The organism is Methylopila sp. Yamaguchi, from assembly GCF_002897035.1.
Taxonomy (GTDB): domain Bacteria; phylum Pseudomonadota; class Alphaproteobacteria; order Rhizobiales; family Methylopilaceae; genus Methylopila.
The window spans coordinates 336,254-357,562 of the sequence record NZ_BAUX01000001.1 but is presented as its reverse complement, the minus strand read 5'-3'; the positions used below and the strand labels follow the sequence as shown (position 1 = coordinate 357,562).

At 68.2% G+C, this 21,309-nt stretch carries 22 protein-coding genes; 17 read left to right on the top strand and 5 right to left on the bottom strand.

Features of this window, described 5'->3' with window-relative positions:
- Positions 1 to 71: 71 nt before the first annotated feature.
- Both METY_RS01670 and METY_RS01665 read right to left on the bottom strand, forming a co-directional pair.
- Positions 72 to 719, bottom strand: coding sequence for an ANTAR domain-containing response regulator (locus METY_RS01670; RefSeq protein WP_103119650.1), 648 nt, complete (start codon positions 717 to 719; stop codon positions 72 to 74).
- Positions 719 to 1,873: a transporter substrate-binding domain-containing protein gene (locus METY_RS01665; RefSeq protein ID WP_103119649.1), complete on the bottom strand. Its 1,155-nt coding sequence runs from the start codon at positions 1,871 to 1,873 to the stop codon at positions 719 to 721. The genes METY_RS01670 and METY_RS01665 overlap by 1 nt, the downstream gene beginning before the upstream one ends.
- A gap of 521 nt (positions 1,874 to 2,394) precedes the next feature.
- Here METY_RS01665 and nthB point away from each other — a divergent pair.
- From nthB to METY_RS01620, 9 genes are all read left to right on the top strand, one after another.
- Complete coding sequence (nthB, locus tag METY_RS01660) at positions 2,395 to 3,069, top strand: nitrile hydratase subunit beta (protein ID WP_103119648.1); 675 nt, start codon at positions 2,395 to 2,397, stop codon at positions 3,067 to 3,069.
- 65 nt (positions 3,070 to 3,134) lie between these two features.
- The gene (gene nthA, locus METY_RS01655) at positions 3,135 to 3,761 is read left to right on the top strand and encodes a nitrile hydratase subunit alpha (RefSeq protein WP_103119647.1); all 627 of its coding nucleotides are present in this window, start codon (positions 3,135 to 3,137) and stop codon (positions 3,759 to 3,761) included.
- 13 nt (positions 3,762 to 3,774) lie between these two features.
- Positions 3,775 to 4,113, top strand: a complete 339-nt coding sequence (locus tag METY_RS01650; protein ID WP_103119646.1) for a nitrile hydratase accessory protein — start codon at positions 3,775 to 3,777, stop codon at positions 4,111 to 4,113.
- A 102-nt stretch (positions 4,114 to 4,215) separates the two neighbouring features.
- Positions 4,216 to 4,737 carry a DUF1097 domain-containing protein gene (locus METY_RS01645; protein ID WP_103119645.1) on the top strand — a complete coding sequence of 174 codons (522 nt, stop codon included), beginning with the start codon at positions 4,216 to 4,218 and terminating at the stop codon, positions 4,735 to 4,737.
- Positions 4,738 to 4,806: 69 nt separating this feature from the next.
- Positions 4,807 to 5,022: a CbtB domain-containing protein gene (locus METY_RS01640; RefSeq protein ID WP_103119644.1), complete on the top strand. Its 216-nt coding sequence runs from the start codon at positions 4,807 to 4,809 to the stop codon at positions 5,020 to 5,022.
- Positions 5,023 to 5,033: 11 nt separating this feature from the next.
- Positions 5,034 to 5,792 (top strand): CbtA family protein, encoded by a 759-nt coding sequence (locus tag METY_RS01635; RefSeq protein WP_103119643.1) that lies wholly within the window; start codon positions 5,034 to 5,036, stop codon positions 5,790 to 5,792.
- On the top strand, positions 5,789 to 6,445 hold the full coding sequence (locus METY_RS01630) for a hypothetical protein (RefSeq protein ID WP_103119642.1): 657 nt from the start codon (positions 5,789 to 5,791) through the stop codon (positions 6,443 to 6,445). The genes METY_RS01635 and METY_RS01630 overlap by 4 nt, the downstream gene beginning before the upstream one ends.
- A gap of 181 nt (positions 6,446 to 6,626) precedes the next feature.
- Positions 6,627 to 7,079 carry a histidine phosphatase family protein gene (locus METY_RS01625; protein WP_160147286.1) on the top strand — a complete coding sequence of 151 codons (453 nt, stop codon included), beginning with the start codon at positions 6,627 to 6,629 and terminating at the stop codon, positions 7,077 to 7,079.
- Between the two features lie 278 nt (positions 7,080 to 7,357).
- Positions 7,358 to 8,269 (top strand): DMT family transporter, encoded by a 912-nt coding sequence (locus tag METY_RS01620; RefSeq protein WP_255400792.1) that lies wholly within the window; start codon positions 7,358 to 7,360, stop codon positions 8,267 to 8,269.
- 42 nt (positions 8,270 to 8,311) lie between these two features.
- On the opposite strand, the gene METY_RS01615 is transcribed toward METY_RS01620, so the two are convergent.
- Entirely contained in the window at positions 8,312 to 8,779 is a 468-nt protein-coding gene (locus METY_RS01615) for a group III truncated hemoglobin (RefSeq protein ID WP_103119639.1), read from the bottom strand.
- Between the two features lie 95 nt (positions 8,780 to 8,874).
- Positions 8,875 to 9,468: a MarR family winged helix-turn-helix transcriptional regulator gene (locus tag METY_RS01610; RefSeq protein WP_103119638.1), complete on the bottom strand. Its 594-nt coding sequence runs from the start codon at positions 9,466 to 9,468 to the stop codon at positions 8,875 to 8,877.
- A gap of 74 nt (positions 9,469 to 9,542) precedes the next feature.
- Here METY_RS01610 and METY_RS01605 point away from each other — a divergent pair, with 74 nt between their 5' ends.
- The 5 genes from METY_RS01605 (at position 9,543) to METY_RS21660 (ending at position 15,434) form a co-directional block, all read left to right on the top strand.
- A complete protein-coding gene (locus METY_RS01605) occupies positions 9,543 to 11,027 on the top strand; it encodes a 4-hydroxyphenylacetate 3-hydroxylase family protein (RefSeq protein ID WP_103119637.1) in 1,485 nt (494 codons plus the stop codon).
- A gap of 9 nt (positions 11,028 to 11,036) precedes the next feature.
- Positions 11,037 to 12,035, top strand: a complete 999-nt coding sequence (locus METY_RS01600; RefSeq protein WP_103119636.1) for a succinylglutamate desuccinylase/aspartoacylase family protein — start codon at positions 11,037 to 11,039, stop codon at positions 12,033 to 12,035.
- The gene (locus METY_RS01595) at positions 12,032 to 12,562 is read left to right on the top strand and encodes a flavin reductase family protein (RefSeq protein WP_103119635.1); all 531 of its coding nucleotides are present in this window, start codon (positions 12,032 to 12,034) and stop codon (positions 12,560 to 12,562) included. Before METY_RS01600 ends, METY_RS01595 begins: the two co-directional genes overlap by 4 nt.
- 234 nt (positions 12,563 to 12,796) lie before the next feature.
- Positions 12,797 to 13,648: an ABC transporter substrate-binding protein gene (locus tag METY_RS01590; RefSeq protein ID WP_244593471.1), complete on the top strand. Its 852-nt coding sequence runs from the start codon at positions 12,797 to 12,799 to the stop codon at positions 13,646 to 13,648.
- Between the two features lie 28 nt (positions 13,649 to 13,676).
- Entirely contained in the window at positions 13,677 to 15,434 is a 1,758-nt protein-coding gene (locus tag METY_RS21660) for an amino acid ABC transporter permease/ATP-binding protein (RefSeq protein WP_103119633.1), read from the top strand.
- 17 nt (positions 15,435 to 15,451) lie between these two features.
- On the opposite strand, the gene METY_RS20760 is transcribed toward METY_RS21660, so the two are convergent.
- Complete coding sequence (locus METY_RS20760) at positions 15,452 to 16,060, bottom strand: helix-turn-helix domain-containing protein (protein WP_160147285.1); 609 nt, start codon at positions 16,058 to 16,060, stop codon at positions 15,452 to 15,454.
- Positions 16,061 to 16,166: 106 nt separating this feature from the next.
- Between METY_RS20760 and METY_RS01570 the strand changes: the two genes are divergently transcribed.
- The 3 genes from METY_RS01570 to METY_RS01560 are packed head-to-tail and all read left to right on the top strand — an operon-like array spanning position 16,167 to position 21,255.
- Complete coding sequence (locus tag METY_RS01570) at positions 16,167 to 18,260, top strand: hydantoinase/oxoprolinase family protein (RefSeq protein WP_103119632.1); 2,094 nt, start codon at positions 16,167 to 16,169, stop codon at positions 18,258 to 18,260.
- Positions 18,257 to 20,029 (top strand): hydantoinase B/oxoprolinase family protein, encoded by a 1,773-nt coding sequence (locus METY_RS01565; RefSeq protein ID WP_103119631.1) that lies wholly within the window; start codon positions 18,257 to 18,259, stop codon positions 20,027 to 20,029. The genes METY_RS01570 and METY_RS01565 overlap by 4 nt, the downstream gene beginning before the upstream one ends.
- 2 nt (positions 20,030 to 20,031) lie before the next feature.
- The gene (locus tag METY_RS01560; protein ID WP_244593470.1) at positions 20,032 to 21,255 is read left to right on the top strand and encodes a M20/M25/M40 family metallo-hydrolase; all 1,224 of its coding nucleotides are present in this window, start codon (positions 20,032 to 20,034) and stop codon (positions 21,253 to 21,255) included.
- Positions 21,256 to 21,309 lie beyond the last annotated feature (54 nt).

Here is a 21,309-nt window from a genome sequence, read left to right as displayed (position 1 = left end):
CCGGGGAAGCGCGAGGCGGCTCGCCGCCCGACGTGCGGGGCGGCGGTCGACTGCGTCGTCGAGAGATCAGGTCAGCGCCGGATGAGCGTGAAGTCGGCGGCTTCGTCGTCGGTGGATCCGGTCGGCTCTGACCGGCAGGCGAGATACTGTTCGCAGTAGTCTTCGAGGCTGATCCTGCCACGCATGCTGTCGCGCCGCAGGATGGAGTAGGCCTCGTCGTCGTCGACTCCGTGGCGCTCCATGATCCGGACGATGGTCTTGATGACGAGCCGCCGTCGCCGGCGACGATCCTGGTGCTCGGCGAGCTGATCGACGATCGCCTTCCGTTGCAGGTGCTGGTTCACGCCGAGGAAGAGCGTCGTGTAGACCGCTCCCGCATAAACCGGCTTCCGCAGGAACGCGGTCGCGCCCTGGTGCATCAGCCCCTTCAGCCGGCTCGGCGCCTCCACGCCCACGAGACCGATCACCGCCGCGGGCGGCAGGCCGTTCGAAAACGCCGCGGACGAGAGCACGCCTTCGAGATCGCCGTCGATAAACAGCACGTCGCGTCCCGAACTGAACGCCGCCATGTCGACCACGGGCCCGTCGAGCGCCGCGGGTCTCTCGACAGCAAGACCAAGTTTCGTGAGCACCGAGGCCAAGGTGTCGATGCCGCCTTCGCCCGCCGCGAAGATCACGGCGCGCATGCCTCGAAAATTCTGGAGATGAACCTCGGTCATCAGCTCACCACCCGAAGCTGCGCCGTCGATGACGACCAGGGGTCCGTCGCGGAGAAGCGCACGAGATAGGGGTCGGGCCGGACGGCCACCGGCTCCTGCCGGATCACCACGAAGGTCGCGTCGGACTGGGATCGGCCGATCCGCGGCGTGAGATGAAGGTGCATGGTGTCGGCGTCGACGGCGACTTCGCCCTGGGGCGCTTTCAGTCGCTGGCAGGCGAGCGCGCGGCGGACCGGCACGATCTCGTCGACGCCGGCCTCGGCGAGCGCCGCGGCGAGCAGCTTGACCGCGATGTAGGACGCTTCCGCATCTGCGGACGTGGCGGGTTTGTGAGGATAGGCTGCGGCGTAGTTCGCCACGAAGGCGTCGTTCTCGGGCGTTGCGAGAGACGAGAAGTAGACGCTTGAACTGATATGGCCATCCATCGCATCGCCTCCGATGTCGATCAGGTCGGGTTCGTTCAGATTGCAGCTCGCGACAGGGAGATTCGCCGGCTGGTCTATGCCGCGGGCCACACAAATCTCGCGCAGACGTCGGATAAAGCCGTATCCGCTGACGCCGATCAGCGACGAGAACACAAAACTTGGCCGCGCCAACAGGATCGCCTCAATGGTCTTGTCGAAGTCGGTCTCTCCCACCGGGAGATAGCGCTCGGCGACCACCGAGCCGCCGCGCGCCACCACGACCTCGCGCAGGATCCGGTTGTTCTCCCAGGCCCAGATGTAGTTGGAGCCGACGCAGAAGGCGCGGTCGCCGTAAGACGACATCAGGTAATCGATGAGGGGAAGGATGTGCTGGTTGGGCGCGGCCCCCGTGTAGACGACGTTGTCGGAGCTCTCGAACCCTTCGTAGTGCGAGGGATACCAGAGCATCGCGTCGTGCTTCTCGAAGACCGGGATGACTTCCTTCCGGCTTGAGGAGGTGTAGCAGCCGACGACCTGTCGGACCCCGCTCGACAACAGTTGGGAGCTGAGGGGAGCGTAGCGGGCAAGGTCGCCGCCGGGGTTTACCACGACGGGCTCGAGACGAACCCGCCCCGACGCGTTGACTTCCGACACGGCGAGCAGTGCGCCGTTCAGCATGGGCTCCGCGACTGAGCTGTAGGGCCCGGTCGAGGAAAACATCAGGCCGATGCGGAAGGTGCAGGTCGTCATCGGATCGCCAAACAAAAAAGCCCTCGAGCCGTGAGGCTTGAGGGCGTCGCTGCCAGGCGCGGTGATGTCCCGCGCCGTGATGTGTCTCGAAATGCGTGACGCTCGAACGGGCATCTTTGCCCAGCGCCTGATGTTCAGGCTCCATCCGCCGAGACGGGTTGTCAAGCGGCGATCGGACCGCCTGCCCGCTGAAGGCGAGTAAAAAGCGTGCGCCATCAGATCAAAAATTGTGCTTGACTGTCGTTTATGCCAGCCTCACTCTAATGGCATGCGTCGGGCAGTGCTGCCCATGTAGACGCAAGCCACGCACTTAAACAGAACTCGGCACAGTCGCCCGCAGCAAGATGCTGACGGGCTTTTTTGCGTTTTTGGCTTTGAGGCCTGCTTCGCAAAAAGGTCGCGCATCTGAGGAATTACTCGCCTGCGACGACGCCGCGGAAGCGCGGCCGCGCAGACCTGATTCAAGCGAGGCGCCGATCCCGAGGGGGTCGTTCAGCGCCGATCGATGCGGAGGCTCAAGCATGAAGATACAGCATTATCTCGGGGGCATAGAGAATCTCGGCCCCGTCAACGTCGAGAAGCGCGTCTTCGTCGAGCCGTGGGAGGCCCAGCTTTTCGCAGTTCACACGACGATGATGGGCACCGGCATCTGGGCCTGGCCCGACCTGCGGGTTCTCGCCGAGTCCATGAACCCGCTCGATTACTTCAAGTACCGCTACTACATCAAGTGGCTCGGCGGAATGTGCAAGTTCCTGATCTCCAAGAATTATATCTCGGAGAAAGAGCTCGAGGCCAAGACCAAGTACTACCTCGAACATCCCGACGCCGCGCAGCCGAACGCCGGGGATAACGACGTCACCGCCAAGGTCATCGACTACTTCTACACCGGCGCAAATCCGTATCGCGACGTGGCGGTCGACCCGCTCTTCAAAGCCGGAGACACGGTGCGGGTGAAGGATATGCCGCCGGCGGCCCATACCCGTCTCCCGGGCTACCTCCGCAATCGGATCGGCGTCGTGGAGACCGTCTACAAGGGCGCGTATCTCTACGCCGACAACGTGCCGACCGACGGCATCTGCACCGCCCAGCCTGTATATCTCGTGAAGTTTAAGACGCGGGATCTTTGGGACGACATCCCGGACAAGGGCGACGTGCTCTACAACGACTGCTTCGAGGCCTACCTCGAGGCGGCGTGACCCAGATACTCCTCCCGATACGCGACGAATAGCGGCGGCGCGCCCGCCAAGAGAAGGCGAGTTCAATGAGCGACGATCACGATCACGATCACGAACATCATCATCATTTGCGCGAAAGCGAGACCTACTACGCCGCGCGCACCAAGGCTCTGGAGTCCCTGTTCCGCGAGAAGGGCCTGATCGGCACCGACACGGTCGACCGCGTCATCAACTTCTTTGAGCACGAGATGGGGCCGTTCAACGGCGCCAAGGTCGTGGCCAAGGCCTGGACCGACCCGGCCTTCAAGGAACGCCTCCTCGCCGACGCCAACAAGGCGATCGCCGAGCTCGGGATGCGCGACGGCATCGAGGGCGAGAATCTCAAGGTCGTCGAGAACGTGCCCGGCACCCACAATGTCGTCTGCTGCACGCTGTGCTCCTGCTGGCCGTGGCCGCTGCTCGGTCTGCCGCCCTACTGGTTCAAGGACCCGGTGTTCCGCGCCCGCGTCGTGCGTGAGCCGCGCGGCGTGCTCTCCGACTTCGGCGTGACCCTGCCGGACGAGTCCAAGATCGAGATCTGGGATTCGAGCGCGCAGGTCCGCTACTTCGTCATTCCCGAGCGGCCCGCCGGCACGGACGGCTGGAGCGAGGAGAAGCTCGCGGCGCTCGTCTCCACCGAGGCCATGCAGGGCCTCGGTCTGGCGACGGCCTGAGGAGGCGCGGACGATGGACGCCTATGTCGACGACCTCACCGGACGCGAGGCCATCCCGCGGAACTGCGAGAGCCTGAAGTTCGACGAGCCCTGGCAGGGACGCGCCTTCGGCATGGTTCTCGCGCTCGCGGAGGCGAAGTCCTACCCCTACGAGGACTTCCGCAAGAGCCTGATCAGCACGATCGGCGAGTGGGACAAGACCCACGAGCCGGGCGACGAAACGTGGAGCTACTACGAGCAGTGGCTCGCAGCCTTCGAAAGGCTCGCGCTCGACAAGGGGCTGATCAATCACGAGGAGCTTGACAGGCGCACGGAAGAGTTCCTCCACCGCACCCGCGACGAGGTCATCTGACCCTCTAGTCGCATCCGAACCGGCGTTTCGCCGACCGGCGCGAGAATCGCTTCGCGCCGGAAGGGAAAGTCTTGTCCTCACGCGTCTCGAAAGGCGCAAGCCATGATCATCCCTCTCGCCATCAGCGTGGGACTCCTCGGGGGCATCTGCACCTGGGCGTTCCTCGCCACCAACGCCTTCCTGATCTGGGCGGCGTTCGCGGCATGGGCCTGCTTCTACCACTGCGGCGGCGACGCCGCGGCGTTCCGGACGACCGTCGTCTCCAACATCTTCGGAGTCGTCATCGCCTGGACCGCAGGCCTCGCGCTCGCGCTCCTCGCTCCGGGGCCCGTCCTCGGCGCGACGATCGTGGCGGCCTCGATCGCGGTTTACGTTCTCGCCGCCCACATCCCCGCCTTCTCGTCGATCCCGGCGGTCACCTACGGCTACGCCTGCACGTTTTCATTCCTGACGCAGAACGCGGACGCCTTCACGCCCGCCGCCATGCTGTCGGCTTCGGGGCGCAACGCGCTGCTGATCGTGCCGTTCTCGATGATCATCGGGGCTTGCTTCGCCTTCGCTTCGGCAAAGCTCGCAGGCTGGATCCACGACGTCGCGCTGAAGCAATCCCCAAGCGCGTCCTGAGCCGCGCCTTCCGTCGCGCGGCCCACGCGCGGCGTCTCTCCTTCCATCGGTCGAACTCGGGAGATCCTGATGACCAATGCCGCATTCGCAACCCCCACGTCGACGCACGTCGAGCCGATTCCCGTCGCGGCGATCCTGCCCTGGGCGGTCTTCGCGGGCCTGATGCTCCTTCTCACGGTTTACTTCGTGGGAGCGGAAGAGGGCGCGACCTCGCTGATCGGGGGCTCCTTCGTGCATGAGTTCGTGCACGACGGCCGCCACCTGCTCGGCTTCCCCTGCCACTGAGGGAGGGCGAGATGGTCGGCAACCTTCTGCTGAGGGGCATGATGGTCGGCGTGCTCGCCGGCCTTCTCGCCTTCGGCTTCGCCAAGGTCTTCGGCGAGCCATGGGTTGAGTACGCGATCGCGTTCGAGGAAAGCGCGAGCCATGCTTCCGGGGCTCACGGCGAGGCCGAAGAGCCGGAGATCGTGAGCCGCTCCACACAGGCCGGCGCTGGGCTTTTCACGGGCCTCGTCGTCTACGGCGCCGCGGCGGGCGGCCTGTTCGCGCTGGCCTTCGCCTTCGCGAACGGACGCCTGGGGTCCATGAGCCCCCGCTCGACGGCCGCGCTTCTCGCGGCGCTCGGTTTCGTGACGGTCGTGCTCATCCCGCAGCTCAAGTATCCCGCGAACCCTCCGGCCGTCGGCAGCGCGGACACGATCGGGGCGCGCACGGAGCTGTTCTTCGCGATGCTGGCGTTCTCGATCGCGCTGATGGCCGCGAGCGTGATGGCGGCCCGGCGCCTCGCCGAGCGGTTCGGCGACTGGAACGGCGCGACGGCCGCGGGCCTCCTTTATCTTGCGGTCGTCGCGGTCATGTTCGCGGCGCTCCCGAACATCGAGGAGATTCCCGCCTCGTTCTCTCCGGCCGCGCTCTGGAACTTCCGCATGGCGTCGATCGGCGTGCAGGCCGTGCTCTGGGCGGCCGTCGGTCTCGGCTTCGGGGCCGCAACGGAATACGCCGCCCGAAGCGCGCGCCCGCCGGCCCGGGCGGCGCACGCGGCGGCGTCGCGATGACGCCGGGCGCCTCTGCGGGACGGCTCGGGCGCCTGGTCCGGGCCGCCGCACTCGCGGCTGGGGTCTTCGCCCCCGCCGCCGCGCTCGCCCATTCGGGCGGGCCGTCGACGGACGGCGGCGGCCTGCCGATCGCGCCGATCTCTCATGGCGAGATGGCCATCATCGACGAGCATCTCGATGAGATCGTCGCGCTCGCGGAGGCTCAGGCGGCGACCGACGGGCCGGTGCGACGGCTCGTGAACCACTTCGGCGTCCAGTTCGCCTACTGCGGCTGGGGTTTGGCGCCCGGCGGCGTCTCGCGCGAGGCCAGCCCGTTCAACCCTTGCGCCCACGCCTATCTCGCGGCCGCCAAGGAACTGCTGCACGCCATGGCGCGCGCGCCTTCGAGCCGGCTGCGCGCGAACGCGATCCTGGAGAGCATCGAGGCCCGACGGGCCGCCTCGCCCGAGGCCGCCGCGATCTGCTCCTCGAGCGCAAGCCCGTTCAACACCGCCGCGATCGTCAGGCCGCGGTTGACCGATGTCCTGAGCGATCCCGCGACGGCGTCGGCCGGCCTCGGTCTGGTCTTCTTCGCCGTCGGCGGCGGCGTCGCAGCGATGGCGGGCCGACGTCGCGCGGCCGGCGCCAGCCAGAAGCCGACCGGCGATCAGTGAGGGCGGTCGGCGCAGCCGGCCGAGCGCGATGACGCATCGCCTGACTCTCATCTGCGCCGACCGCCGGAGGCGCCCCGGCTTTCCGAAGCGCGAGGACGCGGACGATGTCTCGCACGCGATCGAGGTCAGGCGCGGTCGGCTCGTTCCGCGTGCCGACAGGTACTGGCGCGCTCCAGATGCTTTGGCGCGCCTCACGGCCGAATGGCTCGGCGTGGATGCGGCCGCTTCGGAAAAGCTCGCCGAAATCGACTATGGCGCCTGGAGCGGCCGCGACCTGGACGACGTGGCGAAAGATGAGCCCGGTGCGTTCGCGGAGTGGGCCGGCGATCCACTGGCGAAGCCTCATGGCGGCGAATCCCTCGCCGATCTCGCGTCGCGCGTCGGGGACTGGCTCGCGGAGCGCCTGTCCGATCGCGGGCATAGCGTCGCCATCGCGCCGGCCGCGGTCGTGAAGGCCTGCGCGATCGTATCGCTCGGCGCTCCCGCGACGGCGTTCTACCGGATCGACGTGGACCCGCTTTCTGTCTCCAGGCTTGTGAGCGACGGCCGGAGGTGGAGCTTGCGGTCGCTCAATGAGCGGCCGGACCGGCGACGCGTGAGGCCCGCGTCTGGCCAGGCTCCCGACGGCGCATGACCTTGATCGGGATGGGGCCAAGATCGGCGTAGGGCGCGCCTCCTGCGGCTGGGGTCATGACCGCGCCCAGCAGCAATCGAACGAACGCGCCCGCTTGTTCATGTCCGCAGATGGACCGGCGAGGGAGCGACATGGTCGCCGGCGTCCGATCAGGTTCGCGTGGCGAGCCGTCATAGCGTATGCCCGTGCGGCGCGTTGGCGGCGGCCCTCGCGTGCGCCACGACGCGCGACATCCCCCCGTAGCCAGCCTCTCCACGGCGCATCTCACATGCGTGGCCATGAGCATTAAAAGTGTCGCCCCTCACCGCGGTTCTGACCGGCGCCACGGGGCGTGGAATGCGCGCGGGGCCGCATTCATGGTCCTCGCCATGCTGGGCTTCGCGGTCGAGGACACCTTCCTCAAGCTTGCGGCCCAGTCGTTGCCGATCGGGCAGGTGTTGATGTCGTTCGGCGCCGTGGGGCTCGCGGCGTTCTCCGCGATGGCGATCGCCGCGGGAGAGAGGCCCGTGTCGCGGGCGGTCCTGTCGCGCGTCGTGCTCGTCCGGTCTCTGTTCGAGGTCACGGGGCGGCTGTTTTTCATGCTGGCCATCGCGCTGACGCCGCTCTCGACCGCGTCCGCGATCCTTCAGTCGACCCCCCTCGTCGTGATCGCCGGCGCTGCGGCGTTCTTCAACGAGAGCGTCGGCGTTCGCCGCTGGCTCGCGGTCCTCGTCGGGCTCGGCGGGGTGTTGCTGATCCTGCGGCCGGGCGCCGATGGCTTTAGCCTGCTGTCCGTCTTCGCCGTGATCGCGACGCTCGGCTTCGCGGGACGGGACCTCGCGACGCGCGCCGCCCCGCCCAGCCTGTCACAGAACCAACTCGGCGTGCTTGGCTTCGCGTCTCTGGTGTTCGCCGGGCTCGTGGCGCTTCCGTTCGGCGCGGCGCCGGAACTTCCGGATGCGGGCGCGGCCCTGAGCTTGGGGGTCGCGTCCTGCGCTGGGATCGTCGCCTACGGGGCCCTGACGACGGCGATGCGGACGGGAGAGATCAGCGCCGTGACGCCCTTCCGCTACACGCGGTTGGTGTTCGCCATCCTTACGGGGGTGATCGTCTTTAACGAGCGGCCCGACCTTCTCACCCTCGTCGGATCGACGATCGTGGTCATGGCGGGGATCATCGCCCTCACTCGCGCGCGTCGCTCGGTCTCCTAGCCCGCGCTCGACGCGGCGCGATCCGGCGTATGCCGGATGTCTCTACTCGGGCAGGACCTCGCGCTCGAGCGGCTTGATGTGGAGAACGTCATCCCCGCGATGCATCCGAACGTTGATGCGGAATGAGTTCCCGATGCGCTCCGAGCGGTCGGCCCAGAAAGCCGCGACGTCCGGTTGGCAGAGCTCCTCGACCGTCTTCCGGAACAACGCGAGCCAGCGCCTGAAGTGCTCGTCCCCCAGCTCCGGCAGCATGAGGTGCTTGCGTAGCGGACGGCCGTCGTAGCGACGGGTTCCGAGCAGCATCGAGCTCCAGAAGTCGACGATCGTGTCGAGGTGCGCGCGCCATCGCTCGTCCGGCACGGCGGTCCTGAAGACCGGTCCGATGACCGCGTCCTCCCGCGCCTGCGCATAGAAGCGGTCGACGACCCTGCGGATGAGAGGCTCGTCGATTCCGTGGGTCACGGCGCGGGGTAGGGCCGTCGAGGGTGCAGGAGGCGTCGGCGCGGTCATCGAAGCTCCAGCGGGCTGGTGTCTGCAGGCGTTCCTCGCGAGCCGATGCTTGCCACGCGAGGACAGGAATGTCTTGCGAGGGCTTCACGCGAGGCTCATTCGTCCGAAAGGGTCAGGGCTTGGCCCGCCGAGACCAGGAGATCGCGGGTCAGCTTGGACAGCTCGTGAAACGACGCCTCGTCCACGCTGCTGAAGAGCACGTCGTTGACCTCCCTCTGGATGGCGCCGACCGCCGCGATCGCGCGCCGGCCCTCGTCCGTCAGGACGAGGTCGACCTTCCGCTTGTCCTCGGCGACGGGGAGCTTGCCGATCAGTCCGAGCCGCTCGAGCTTCTTGGTCTCGTTGACCACGAAGGGCACGCTGATCCGCAGGCTCTCCGCCAGAGCCTTGATGCCGAGCGCGCCCTCCTCGGGTCTGCGGGCGAGCGCCATCAGGATGGAATATTGCGGCGTCGTCACCCCCATCCGCCGCGCCAGCCCGTCCCGGATCTGCTGAAGGCGCGACGCGAAGTGCGAGAGGTCGTCGACCAGGGTCCGGAACGCCGCGTCGGAACCGTCGACGAGCAGTTCCCGGCGGCTGACGGTCTTTGGAGGAAATGAGGTCATCGGAACGTCCGCGGAGGTCTGCGTGGCGAGATGCCCATAGCTCGCGACGAACCGCAACCGCGAGGGATCCCAATATAAAGCCATTTTAGCTTCTTGACAAAGCTAAGTCGCAAAGTGAAATATCGGCCTGCGAAGAAGCTGGGGCCGTGGAGGGCGCAATGAGATCCGGAGCCGACTACGTCCAGGGCCTGAACGACGGCCGCTGCGTCTTCCTGAACGGCGAGCGCGTTCCGGACGTCGGGCGACATGCGGCCTTTAAGGGCGCGGCCGCATCGGTCGCGGGCCTCTACGACTTTCAGGCCCGCCCTGAGAACATCGAGCGCTCGACCTTCGAGACGCCGACGGGCGTCCGCGTCAGCCGCGCCTGGCAGATGCCGACGTCCTACGAGGAGCTGGTCCGCCGGCGGGAGGCGCTGGTCGCCTGGGCGGAGCTGCATCATGGCTTCATGGGCCGCTCGCCCGATCACGTCGCCTCCACGATCGCCTGCATGGCGGCGGGCGCCGACGTCTATCGCCGGCTGGAGGGCGGACGGGCCGGCGCGGTGCTGGACTATTACGCCTACGCCCGCGACCGCGACCTCTACCTCTCCTATGTGATCATCGATCCGCAGGGCGACCGCTCGAAGGGGGCGGGCGAGGGCGGCAACGCCGACGTCGCGGTCCGGATCGTCGACGAGGACGAGGGCGGCGTCACCATCCGCGGCGCAAAGATGCTCGGCACGGGCGCGGCGCTGTCCGACGAGGTCATGGTCACGACGCTGCGGCCGCTCGGGCCCACCGAGGAGCGCTACGCCCTGACCGCGATGCTGCCGATCGCCGCCAAGGGCGTGAAGCTGATGTCGCGGCGCTCCTATGAGCAGGCTGCCACCTCGGCGTTCGACTACCCGCTGTCGTCGCGCTTCGACGAGAACGACGCGCTGATCTACTTCGACGACGTCAAAATTCCTTGGGACCGCATCTTCGTCCATCGCGGGATCGCGGCGCAGCTGGCCCAGTGGCACGAGGCGCCGGTGCACGCGTTCCAGAACTATCAGGCCGAGATCCGTCTGATGGTGAAGCTGCGCTTCCTTGTCGGCCTCGCCCACAAGATCGCCGACACCATCGGCACCTCCGCCATGCCGAACGTGCGCCAGACGCTCGGAGAACTGGCGGCCGACGTCGGGATGATCGAGGCCTTCGTCTACGGCATGGAAGCCAAGGGGTCGTTCTATGGCTCCTACTTCCTCCCCGACCGCGGCCTGCTCTACGCCGCGCAGGTGAAGGGTCAGGCGCTCTATCCGCGGGTGATTCAGACGCTGCGCGAACTCTCCGGCGGAGGCGTGATCATGCTGCCGTCCTCGGTCGGGGATTTCGCCAATCCCGAAATCGCCGATCTCATTTGCCGCACCCAGCATTCGCCGGCTTTTTCGCCGGAAGAGCGCGTGCAGCTGTTCAAGCTCGCCTGGGACGCGATGGGGTCGGAGTTCGCCTCGCGGCACGTCCAGTACGAGACCTTCTATTCCGGCCCGCGCCACGTCGTGGCGGGCATGGCCTATCGCACCTTCGACTGGGCCGGCGCCAAGGGCGCGGTCGAGGGCCTTTTCACCTCCTACGGCCTGCCCGAGCCGGAGTCCGACGCTCCGCTCAGAGCGGTCGCCGGCTGATACGAGCGCATGATGCAAGACCTGACGATCGAAGGCTTTTCCGTTCCCGCCGGCGAGCGGGCGCGCGGTCAGATTTCGGCGCTCGAGCTCGCGGACGGCTCCAGCGTGCAACTGCCGCTCGTGCTGATCAACGGCGCGAAGCCGGGACCCCGCATCTACATCGGCGCCGGCATCCATGGCGACGAGGTGAACGGAATCGCGCTGGTCAACCGGGCGCTCGCGGCGATCGACCCGAAGACGCTGTCGGGCTCGATCGTCTGCTGCCCGGTGCAGCAGCCGCTCGCGCTGCTGGCCGACCATCGCCTGCCGATCTCGCAGTATCTGAAGTCGCCGCTCGATCAGGCGCCGACCGACGCCTGGACCTGCTTCCCGGGCGACCCCCAGGGCAACATCGCGCAGGTCATGGCCGCGACGCTTTTCCGCCTCATCAGCCAGTGCGACGCGGCGCTCGACGTCCACACCCCGACCCGCGGCGGGCGCTATGTGCCGATCGCGATCCTGCCGCACATGAACCTCGGCGAGCCCGCGCGCGAAGCCGAGCGCATGGCGCAACTGCTAGGCACCGGCTGGATCATGCGCGGCGACAAGGGGATGTATGTCTCCGACGGCATCCTGTGCGTCGAAGCGACGAAGGCCGGGATTCCCGGCTTCACCTTTGAGATCGGCGAGGGCGGCCGGCTCGAGGAGGATCAGGTCGCCATCGGCGCGCAGTGCGTCGCCAACCTGCTGATCGGGCTCGGGATGATCGAGGGCGATCAAGTGCCGCCAGCGGAGACCCACGTCATGCGCGACTTCCTGGGCCTGCGCGCCAATCGGGGCGGCCTGCTGATCACCGAGCGCGCGCTGGGCGAGGCGGTGAAGGCCGGCGACGTGCTCTGCCGCATCTTCAACGTCTATGGTGATGAGGTCGAGGTCGTGAGCGCGCCCGAGGACGGTTTGCTGGTACGCACCACCACCCTCGGCAGCGTGTCCAAGGGGGAGCGCGTCGCGACGCTCGGATTGCTGTGAGCGAGGCCGGCGAGGACCCAATAGACCCCAGAGCGTTCCGCCGGGCGGCGGGATGCTTCGCGACCGGCGTCTCGATCGTCGCGGCCAAGGACGAGCTGGGCCGAAGGGTCGGCGTCACGGCCAATTCCTTCGTCTCCGTCTCGCTCGACCCGCCGCTCATTTCAGTGGCGCTCGCGCGCTCGCTCTCCAGCATGCCGGCGTTCGAGCGCGCGAGCCACTTCGGCATCAGCGTGCTCGGCGAGGAGCAGGCGGACTGCGCGATGCGCTTCGCCTCGCGCGGGGCGGACAAATGGGCGGGGACGCCGAGCGCCGCCGGGGTGTGCGGCGCCCCTCTGATCAGGGACGCGATCGCGACCTTCGAATGCGCGCGCTACGCCATGCATGACGGGGGCGACCATCACATCCTGATCGGCCGCGTGTTGAAGCTGACCTCGGCGCCCTCCCGCCGACCGCTGCTCTTCCACGCCGGCGCGTTCGCGACGCTGAGCGCGCCCTCGCAAGCGCCAGCTGCGCTCGTCGGCGCCTAGGCTGAGTGCAGGCGCCGCGCAAAGCGGCGACGGCCGGCGGGCGACGCTGCGTCTCGCCAAGGAAATCTCGAAAAACCGGGCGGACCTCGATGTGGCACATCGCTTGCTTGACTTGCGCAACATGCAAGTAACTTGCATCGACTGATTACGCCTGCGACGCCCGGACGGCGCTCCGCCGACGGCCCCCTCACACCATGACGCAATCGGGGAGTTCAGACTGTGGCATCCATAAAAATGAGCATGGCGATCGCGGCGGCCTCCCTCGGAGCGCTTGTCGCCGTCACGGGCGCCGCGCGCGCGCAGGCCGCCTGCGAGCCGGCCAAGGTCGCGGAGAAATATCCGTCGCTCGCCGGCAAGACGATCAAGGTCGGCGCGGATCCGCAGACGCCGCCTTACGTCATGCGAGACAAGGCGAACTTCGACAAGGTCGTAGGCGTCGACGCCGATCTCGCGCGCGCCGTGTTCGACTGCGCGGGGCTCAAGACCGAGTTCGTGCTCGGCGGCTGGTCAGGCCTGCTGCCGGCGGTGATGGCCGGGCAGATCGACGTCATGTGGGACAACCTCTACTACAAGCCCGCCCGCGCCAAAACCGTCGACTTCGTGCTCTACATGAAGGCCGGCACCGGCGCGCTCGTCCCGGCCGGCAACCCGAAGAAAGTCTCGGCGATCGAGGACTTCTGCGGAAAGACCGTCGCGTTCGGCCTCGGCAGCGTCGAGGAGCAGGCGACCAAGAAGCAAGACGAGGCCTGCAAGGCCGGCGGCAAGGACCCGGTCACCATGATGCCGTTCCAGGATCTTGCGGCCGGCATGCGCCAGCTGGAGAGCGGCCGGTCCGACATCCTGCTGTGGGACCTCGGCTTCGCCGACGCCACCGTGAAGGACGCGCCGGAGAAATACGCCCGCGCCTTCGCGATCATCAGCGGCTTCACGATGGGTGCAGCGACCGCCAAGGGCAACGCCGACCTCATCGAGGCGATCGACGACGGACTGAAGGTGCTGCAGGCCAAGGGCGAGCAGGCCGCCATCTTCAAGAAGTACGGCGTCGATCCCTCGCTCGAGGTCGCGGCCGAAGTGAAGCGCGACTGATCGGGCGAGGTCGGACAGGCGCGCCCGCATGACGATCGGCATCGCTCTGCGCGTCGCGGCGACATTCGTCGCCGCGAGCGCCTTCATGGCGGTCGCCGCATGGGCTCAGGCCCCGGCGACGACCGCCGGGCAATCCCTGTTCGCCGACGACGCGCCCGTGGCGCCGGAGCAGCACTGGATCTGGGAGTTCTTCTCCTACGCGGCGTCCGAATTCCTGTGGTCTGGGGCATGGACCGCGGTGAAGATCACCGCGCTCGCCATGACGATCGGCCTCGTCCTGGGCCTTGGCCTCGCGCTGATGCGGCTCTCGAACCTCTTCGCCGTGCGCGCGCTCGCCTGGTTCTACATCTGGATCGTGCGCGGCACGCCGCAGCTGCTGCAGCTCGTCTTCATCTATGACGCGCTTCCCTACATCGGACTGAAGTTCGACAGCTTCACCACCGCCGTCATCGGCTTCTCGCTCAATCAGGCTGCGTTCAGCGCGGAGATCATCCGCGGCGGCATCCTGTCGGTGAACAAGGCGCAGTCGACCGCGGCCACAGCCCTCGGCATGGGGCCGGTGCTGACGCTGCGCCGCATCGTGCTGCCGCAGGCGATGCGCGCCATCCTGCCGGGCGTCGGCAACGACACGATCAGCATGCTCAAGCTGACGTCCATCGCCTCGATCATCTTCGTCAACGAGCTGACGTTCAAAGCGCAGCAGATCGTCGGCCAGAACTTCAAGTTCTTCACGGTCTTCGCAGCCGCCGGGCTCATCTACCTCATCCTGACGAGCGCGATCTCGATCGCTCAAGGCTGGGCCGAGGCGCGCTTCGACCTTGAGCGGGAGCGCCGCCCGCGCGGCGAGACGCTGCGGCGCATGTTCGGGTTCCGGCTGAACGAAAAGCCGTCGGAAGCCACTCCGCCGGCGTCCGCCGCGATCCCGGGGACCGCCGAGCCGGCGGCGCCCGGCGACGACGTCTTTCGAAGCCTGGCGACCTCCGCGGGCGGGACGGCGCAGCGCGGCGAGCCCTTCGTGGTCTGCCGCAACATTCAGAAGTCCTATGGCGGGCGCGTCGTGCTCAACGGCATCGACATGACGGTCGCGCGGGGCGAGGTGGTAGTGCTCCTGGGCCCCAGCGGCTCCGGCAAGAGCACGTTCCTGCGCGCCATCAATCACCTCGAGCCCGTCGACTGGGGCGAGATCACCGTCGATGGGGCCCATGTCGGCTACGAACGCGGTCCTGGGGGCGGACTGAGGCCGACGGGCCGTCTCGCCAAAGCGCGGGCGGACGCGCGCATCGGCATGGTGTTCCAGCACTTCAACCTGTTCAACCATCTGAGCGCCCTCGAAAACGTCATCGAGGCGCCGGTCCGCGTGTTCGGCATGAAGCCCGACGCGGCGCGCGAACTCGGCCTGAGGCTGCTCGCCGAAGTCGGCCTCGCACGGCACGCCGACCACCTTCCGCACCGGCTTTCAGGCGGCCAGCAGCAGCGCGTCGCCATCGCCCGCGCGCTCGCGATCTCACCGAAGCTGATGCTGTTCGATGAGCCGACCTCAGCGCTCGATCCGGAGCTCGTCGGCGAAGTCCTGCAGGTCATGCGCAAGCTCGCCGACGCCGGCATGACGATGATCGTCGTCACCCACGAAATCCGCTTCGCGCGCGAGGTCGCCGACCGCGTCGTCTTCATGGACGAGGGGGTAGTGGTCGAGCAGGGGCCGCCCTCGGACGTGATCGACAACCCGAGTCAGGAGCGCACCAAGCGGTTCTTGCGGGTCGTTGAACGCTCGGAGACGGCGTCGTGAGCCGCGTCCCCGCCCTCTCAGAACGTCGGCGGCGTGTTGATCCAGAGCACGCGGCAGGTCTTCGCTCCGAAGGCCCGATAGCTGTGCACGCGCGACGAGCTGAAGAAGAAGCTGTGCCCGACCGGCAACTGGTGCCGCTCGCCCTCGACGATGAGCTCGAGCTCGCCCTCCAGCACGTAGCCGACCTCTTCGCCCGCATGCTCGAACGGTCCGCACAGCGGCCCCCCGCCGGGCAGGTCGAGCAGCAGTCCCTCAAGCATCCGCTCCGCGCCGAAGGGCGTCAGCGTCTCGCACATGCTGCCGTCGCCTTCGCCGGCCGGTCCATGCGAGGTGCGCGGCCGGTCATGCGGACCGTAGGTGGTGCAGACACGCTGCTCGACGGGATCGACCAGCGCGGAGACGTTCACTCCGAGCGCCTTGCAGATGCGGTGGATGGTGCTGAGCGAGGGCGTGACGAGATCGTTCTCGATCCGCGACACCAAGCTCTCGGAGCAGCCGGCGAGGCCCGCGAGATCCTTCAGCCGCAGGCCCTGAAGCTGGCGCAGGTGTCGCACCCGGGGGCCGATCGGGATCGGCTTCTCCTGGGAAGGACCCGACGCGCTGCGCTCGACGCTCGTTCCGGCCATGCGGCTCCCGTTCTCCTCAGATTCGACGACCAACCACTTAAACCAGCCGGCTTGCGCATGGCGCAAGCGGCTTGCATCGACCCCAGGATGCGAAGGGCGGACCCGCATGCGCTTGTCCATTGACGTCGGCGGCACCTTCACCGACCTCGTCGTCGACCGCTCCACCGGCGCCGCCGAGATCTTCAAGGCCCCGACCACCTATCCCGACCCGATCGACGGCATCATCGCCGCGGTCGCCTTGGCCGCGGAGGCGCAGGGGGCCGGCGTCGAGGCGTTCCTCGGCGGGGTTGAGGTGCTGTTCCACTCCACGACCCGCGCCATCAACGCGGTGATCACGGGACAGGCGGCCCGCACGGCGCTGCTCGCGACCGAGGGGCACCCTGACATCCTGCTCATCCGCGAGGGGGGGCGCACCGATCCGTTCAACTACCGGATCGGTTATCCCGCCCCCTACATCCCGCGCGCGCTCACCTTCGAAATCCCCGGCCGCATCCTCGCCGACGCCCGCGAGCACGCCGAGCTCGACGAAACAGCCGTGCTCGCCGTCATCGAGCGGCTCAGGGAGGAGAAGGTGGAGGCGGTGGCGGTCTCGCTGCTGTGGTCGATCGTGAATCCGGCGCACGAGCTGCGCGTCGGGGAGCTTCTGTCCGAACGCCTGCCGGGAATCCCGTTCACGCTCGCGCATCGGCTGAACCCGACGGTGCGCGAGTATCGCCGCACCTCCTCCTGCGCGATCGACGCTTCGCTGAAACCCATCATGAGCGCGTATCTGCGGGCGTTGAAGCAGCGGCTCGGTAAGCGCGGAATGGCCGGCCAGATCTTCGCCGTCACGTCCCAAGGAGGACTCGTGGACGTCGAGGAACTCGCTGAGCGGCCGATCCTCGCGCTCAACTCCGGCCCCTCGATGGCGCCTGTCGCGGGCCGCTACTTCGCGGCGCTCGAGGGCGCGACGACTGCGATCGTCACCGACGCCGGGGGCACCACCTATGACGTCAGCCTCGTGCGCGACGGAACGCTGCCGCGCACCCGCGAGACCTGGCTCGGGCCGATCTACCAGGGCCACCTCACCGGCTTCCCTTCGGTCGACGTGAAGAGCGTCGGCGCAGGCGGCGGCTCGATTGCGATCGTGGAAGGCGGCCTGCTGCGCGTGGGTCCCGAAAGCGCGCGTTCCGATCCCGGGCCCGTCTGCTACGGCCGTGGGGGAACGCGGCCGACCGTCACCGACGCGGCCGTCGCGCTCGGCTACATCGACCCGGCCTTCTTCCTGGGTGGCCAGATGGGCCTCGCCGTGGACGCCGCCCGGTCGGCGATCGAGCGCGACGTCGCGACGCCGCTGGGATTGAGCGTCGAGGACGCCGCCCTCGCGATCGTCGATCTTGCGACCGAAAGCATGGTCCACGCGATCGAGGACATCACGGTCAAGCAGGGCGTCGACCCCGAGGACGCCGTGATGATCGGCGGCGGCGGCGCGGCCGGCATCAACGCGGTGCTGATCGCGCGCCGGCTCGGCTGCCGCTCGATCATCTTCCCCGACGTCGGCGCCGCGCTGAGCGCCGCCGGCGCCATGATGTCGGAGCTGACGTCGGAGTTTTCGCAGGTGGCCTTCATGAAGACCGGAACCTTCGACGCCGAGGTTGCGAAGGCGATCGTCGCCGGGCTCAACGGCAGGGCGGAGGCCTTCTTCGCGTCCGCTGGCGAACGGGCCCGCGAGCGACAAGTCGATCTCGCGATCGAGGCGCGCTATCCCAGCCAAGTCTGGGAGATCGACGTCGCGTTCGACGAGGCCCTGCTCGAGGCGCCGGACGCCGCGGCGCGCCTCGTCGTCGCCTTCCACGCGCGCCACGAAGAGCTCTTCGGCTTCCGCGACGACGGGGACGACGTCGAGATCATGGGCTGGCGAGCGCTCGCGCGCTGCCGCCTCGCCGACGAGGGCGCCATCCGCCTGCCGGCGGGCCAGGGTTCCGACGGCGCCGCGTCGCGCCCGATGACGTTCCGTGAGACCGGCCGGGTCGACGCGCCCGCGTACCGGCTCGAGACGCTGGACCGGGCTACCACGGTCCTCGGGCCGGCCGTCGTCGAAAGCAATTTCACGACGGTCGTGCTCGCGCCAGGCTCGCGCGCCCGAAAGACCGCCGACGGCGGTCTCATGGTCGAGCCCCTCGTCCAGCCCGCCGTCCGCCTCCGGGAGTTCGCCGCGTGACCGCTTCCGTCGCCCCAGCCGCCGGCTTCGACGGCGTCAAGCTCGCCATCATGCAGAAGCGCTTCGACGGCGTGACGCGCAAGATGGCCAACACGCTGCTGCGCACCGCACGCTCAGGCGTCATAAACACCGCGCGCGACTTCTCCTGCGCGCTCGTCACCGCCGACTGCGAACTGCTGACGGCGGCCGACAGCTACCCGATCCACGTGATCGGCGGCGCCGACTTGATGGCGCGGTCGATGCTCGACCTTCATCCGGAGTTGAAGCCCGGCGACGCCTTTCTTCACAACTCGCCCTATCACGGGAACAGCCACGCGGCCGACCACACCATCCTCGTGCCGGTGTTCGACGACGAGGGCGTCCACCGCTTCACCGTGCTGGCCAAGGCGCACCAGGCCGATTGCGGGAATTCTTTGCCGACCACCTATATGGGCCTCGCGCGCGACGTCTACGCGGAAGGGGCGCTGATCTTTCCGGCGGTGAAGGTGCAGACCGGCTACAAGGACGTCGCCGACATCATCAACATGTGCCTGATGCGCATCCGCGTGCCCGACCAGTGGCGCGGCGACTACCTCGCCATGGTCGGCGCGGCGCGCATCGGCGAACGTGAGATCATCAAGATGGCGCGCGAACTCGGCTGGGACGCGCTCACCGCCCACGCCCGCGACTGGTTCGATCTGTCCGAGCGCCGGATGGTCGAGGTCATCGGGACGATGAACTCGGGTAGCGCCCGCGCGACCTGCGTGCACGACCCGCTTCCGGGCACCCCCGAGGGCGGCATCCCGGCGACGGCCGACGTGGTGGTGGACGCGCAAGGCGGCCGCATCTTCGTCGACATGACCGACAACATCGACTGCGTGCCGGTCGGCGTGAACCTCAGCCACGCCTGCGCCCGCACCGCGGCTCTCGTCGGCGTGCTGAACAGTCTGCCGATCCCGGTGATCCCGAACGCCGGAACGCTCCGCCGCATCGATGTGACCCTGCGCGAGAACTGCTGCGTGGGCATACCTCGCCATCCGGTCTCGACCTCCGTCGCCACCACCAACCTCGGCGATCGCGTCACCAACGCGGTCCAGCGCGCGCTTGCCCAGATCGACCCGAACGTCGGCATGGCGGAGGGCGGCGCAGGCCTGCCGCCCGCCGCCGGCGTCATCTCGGGCACGGATCCGCGCAACGGCCACGCCTTCATCAACGAGGTCATCCTCGCGGCCGGCGGCGGGCCTGGGACGCCCGTGCAGGACGGTTGGCTGTCGCTGTTCTGCATGGGGAACGCCGGGATGCCGTTCTACGACAGCGTCGAGATCGACGAGATGCTGCATCCGATGCTGGTCGAGCGCCGTTCGATCGCGCGGGACAGCGAGGGGGCGGGCGCGTTCCGTGGAGCGCCCGGCATCCGCACCGAGTTCCGCCCGGTGGACTGCGACTTTGAACTCGGCTTCGTCAGCGACGGCACGGTGAATCCGGCGCAAGGCGCCTGCGGGGGCCTGCCGTCGCTCTCGGCCAGACAGTACCTCGAATCCGACGACGGCGCGGTCTCCGTGCTGGGCACCGCGGAGCAGGTCGTGGTCCGCGCGGACCAGAAGGTCGTCTCGATCTCGAACGGCGGCGGCGGCTATGGCGACCCTGCGGCCCGCGATCCCGAACGCGTGCGCGGGGACGTCGTCGAAGGGCTGGTCAGCCGCGAGCGCGCCGAGGCGGTCTACAAGGTCGCGCTGACGGCGGACTTTTCGATCGACGCGGCGGCGACGGCCGCTCTGAGGGCCGCCTGACCATGGGCGCAACCGGCCCGGATAGGATCGACGTCGTCGAGCTCACCAAGCTTCTGCTGCGCGCCCGCAGCGAGACGCCCCCCGGCGACACCAACGGCCCGGCGGACGTCATCCTCGCCGCGGTCTGGGGCGTCGACGGGATCGAGGCGGAGCGCGTCCAGAGCGCGGATCACGTCGCGAACGTCGTGCTGCGCGTCCGCGGCGGGCGGCGAGGCAAGCGGCTCGTCTTCAACGGCCATCTCGACACCTATCCCCTGGGCGCCGGTTGGAACGCGGACCCGGACGGCGAGGAGCGCGACGGCAAGCTTTACGGGCTCGGCGTCTCCGACATGAAGGGCGGGGTCGCGGCGATCGTGGTCGCGCTCTCCCGGCTCGCCGCGAAGCGCAAGACGCTCTGCGGCGAGGTCGTGGCGACCTTCGCGGGCGACGAAGAGACCATGGGCGTGCTCGGCACGAAGTTGATGCTCGACACGGTTCCCTATGCGCAGGGCGACGCGATGATCTCGGCCGACGTGGGCTCGCCGGGCGTACTGAGGTTCGGCGAAAAGGGCATGATCTGGTTGACCCTCAAGGCGACCGGCAAGGCCGCCCACGCCGCCCATGTCCACCGCGGCGAGAGCGCGATCGAACGGCTGGTCGACGCGATCCAAAGCCTCAAGGCGTTGCGCGACATCGCCGTGCAGGCGCCGGAGGAGGTCACTCGCGCGATCGCCGCGAGCGCGCCGGTCTCGGAAGCGCTGTCAGGCGCCGGCGAGAGCCACACGCTCGGCCATGTCACCGTGACCTTCGGCACCATCCGGGGCGGCCGCCTCAGCAACCTGATCGCCGACGAGGCCGAGGCGACAGCCGACGTCCGGCTGCCGGTCGGCGTGACGGTCGCCGACGTCGAAGCCGAGATCCTCCGCCGCACGGAGGCGATCCCCGGCGTTACGGTGGAGATCACGCGGCGCTACGAGCCGAACTGGACCCCGCCGGACCACCCGATCGTCGCGGCGGTGAGCGCCGCCTGCGAGACCGTGCTTGGCGAGCGGCCTGTCCGGACCATGCGGGTCGGAGCCTCGGACGCGCGCCATTACCGCTATGCGGGCGTACCGACGGTGACCTGCGGGCTGACGCCGAACAACATGGGCGCGGCGGACGAGCATGTCAGCTTGGAGGAGCTCCGCTCCCTTGTCGACGCGCTCGAACTGAGCGCGGAGCTTTTCCTAGCGCAGACTGCCGACTGACGCTGGTTGGAGGTCACCCCTTCCAGAGTTTTGAGATGATGATCATAACATGAT

Bases quoted from the DNA above. Each gene is read 5' to 3' on its own strand.
- METY_RS01670 (WP_103119650.1), bottom strand. From the start codon at position 719: ATGACCGAGGTTCATCTCCAGAATTTTCGAGGCATGCGCGCCGTGATC.
- METY_RS01665 (WP_103119649.1), bottom strand. From the start codon at position 1,873: ATGACGACCTGCACCTTCCGCATCGGCCTGATGTTTTCCTCGACCGGG.
- nthB (WP_103119648.1), top strand. From the start codon at position 2,395: ATGAAGATACAGCATTATCTCGGGGGCATAGAGAATCTCGGCCCCGTC.
- nthA (WP_103119647.1), top strand. From the start codon at position 3,135: ATGAGCGACGATCACGATCACGATCACGAACATCATCATCATTTGCGC.
- METY_RS01650 (WP_103119646.1), top strand. From the start codon at position 3,775: ATGGACGCCTATGTCGACGACCTCACCGGACGCGAGGCCATCCCGCGG.
- METY_RS01645 (WP_103119645.1), top strand. From the start codon at position 4,216: ATGATCATCCCTCTCGCCATCAGCGTGGGACTCCTCGGGGGCATCTGC.
- METY_RS01640 (WP_103119644.1), top strand. From the start codon at position 4,807: ATGACCAATGCCGCATTCGCAACCCCCACGTCGACGCACGTCGAGCCG.
- METY_RS01635 (WP_103119643.1), top strand. From the start codon at position 5,034: ATGGTCGGCAACCTTCTGCTGAGGGGCATGATGGTCGGCGTGCTCGCC.
- METY_RS01630 (WP_103119642.1), top strand. From the start codon at position 5,789: ATGACGCCGGGCGCCTCTGCGGGACGGCTCGGGCGCCTGGTCCGGGCC.
- METY_RS01620 (WP_255400792.1), top strand. From the start codon at position 7,358: ATGAGCATTAAAAGTGTCGCCCCTCACCGCGGTTCTGACCGGCGCCAC.
- METY_RS01615 (WP_103119639.1), bottom strand. From the start codon at position 8,779: ATGACCGCGCCGACGCCTCCTGCACCCTCGACGGCCCTACCCCGCGCC.
- METY_RS01610 (WP_103119638.1), bottom strand. From the start codon at position 9,468: ATGGCTTTATATTGGGATCCCTCGCGGTTGCGGTTCGTCGCGAGCTAT.
- METY_RS01605 (WP_103119637.1), top strand. From the start codon at position 9,543: ATGAGATCCGGAGCCGACTACGTCCAGGGCCTGAACGACGGCCGCTGC.
- METY_RS01600 (WP_103119636.1), top strand. From the start codon at position 11,037: ATGATGCAAGACCTGACGATCGAAGGCTTTTCCGTTCCCGCCGGCGAG.
- METY_RS01590 (WP_244593471.1), top strand. From the start codon at position 12,797: ATGAGCATGGCGATCGCGGCGGCCTCCCTCGGAGCGCTTGTCGCCGTC.
- METY_RS21660 (WP_103119633.1), top strand. From the start codon at position 13,677: ATGACGATCGGCATCGCTCTGCGCGTCGCGGCGACATTCGTCGCCGCG.
- METY_RS20760 (WP_160147285.1), bottom strand. From the start codon at position 16,060: ATGGCCGGAACGAGCGTCGAGCGCAGCGCGTCGGGTCCTTCCCAGGAG.
- METY_RS01570 (WP_103119632.1), top strand. From the start codon at position 16,167: ATGCGCTTGTCCATTGACGTCGGCGGCACCTTCACCGACCTCGTCGTC.
- METY_RS01560 (WP_244593470.1), top strand. From the start codon at position 20,032: ATGGGCGCAACCGGCCCGGATAGGATCGACGTCGTCGAGCTCACCAAG.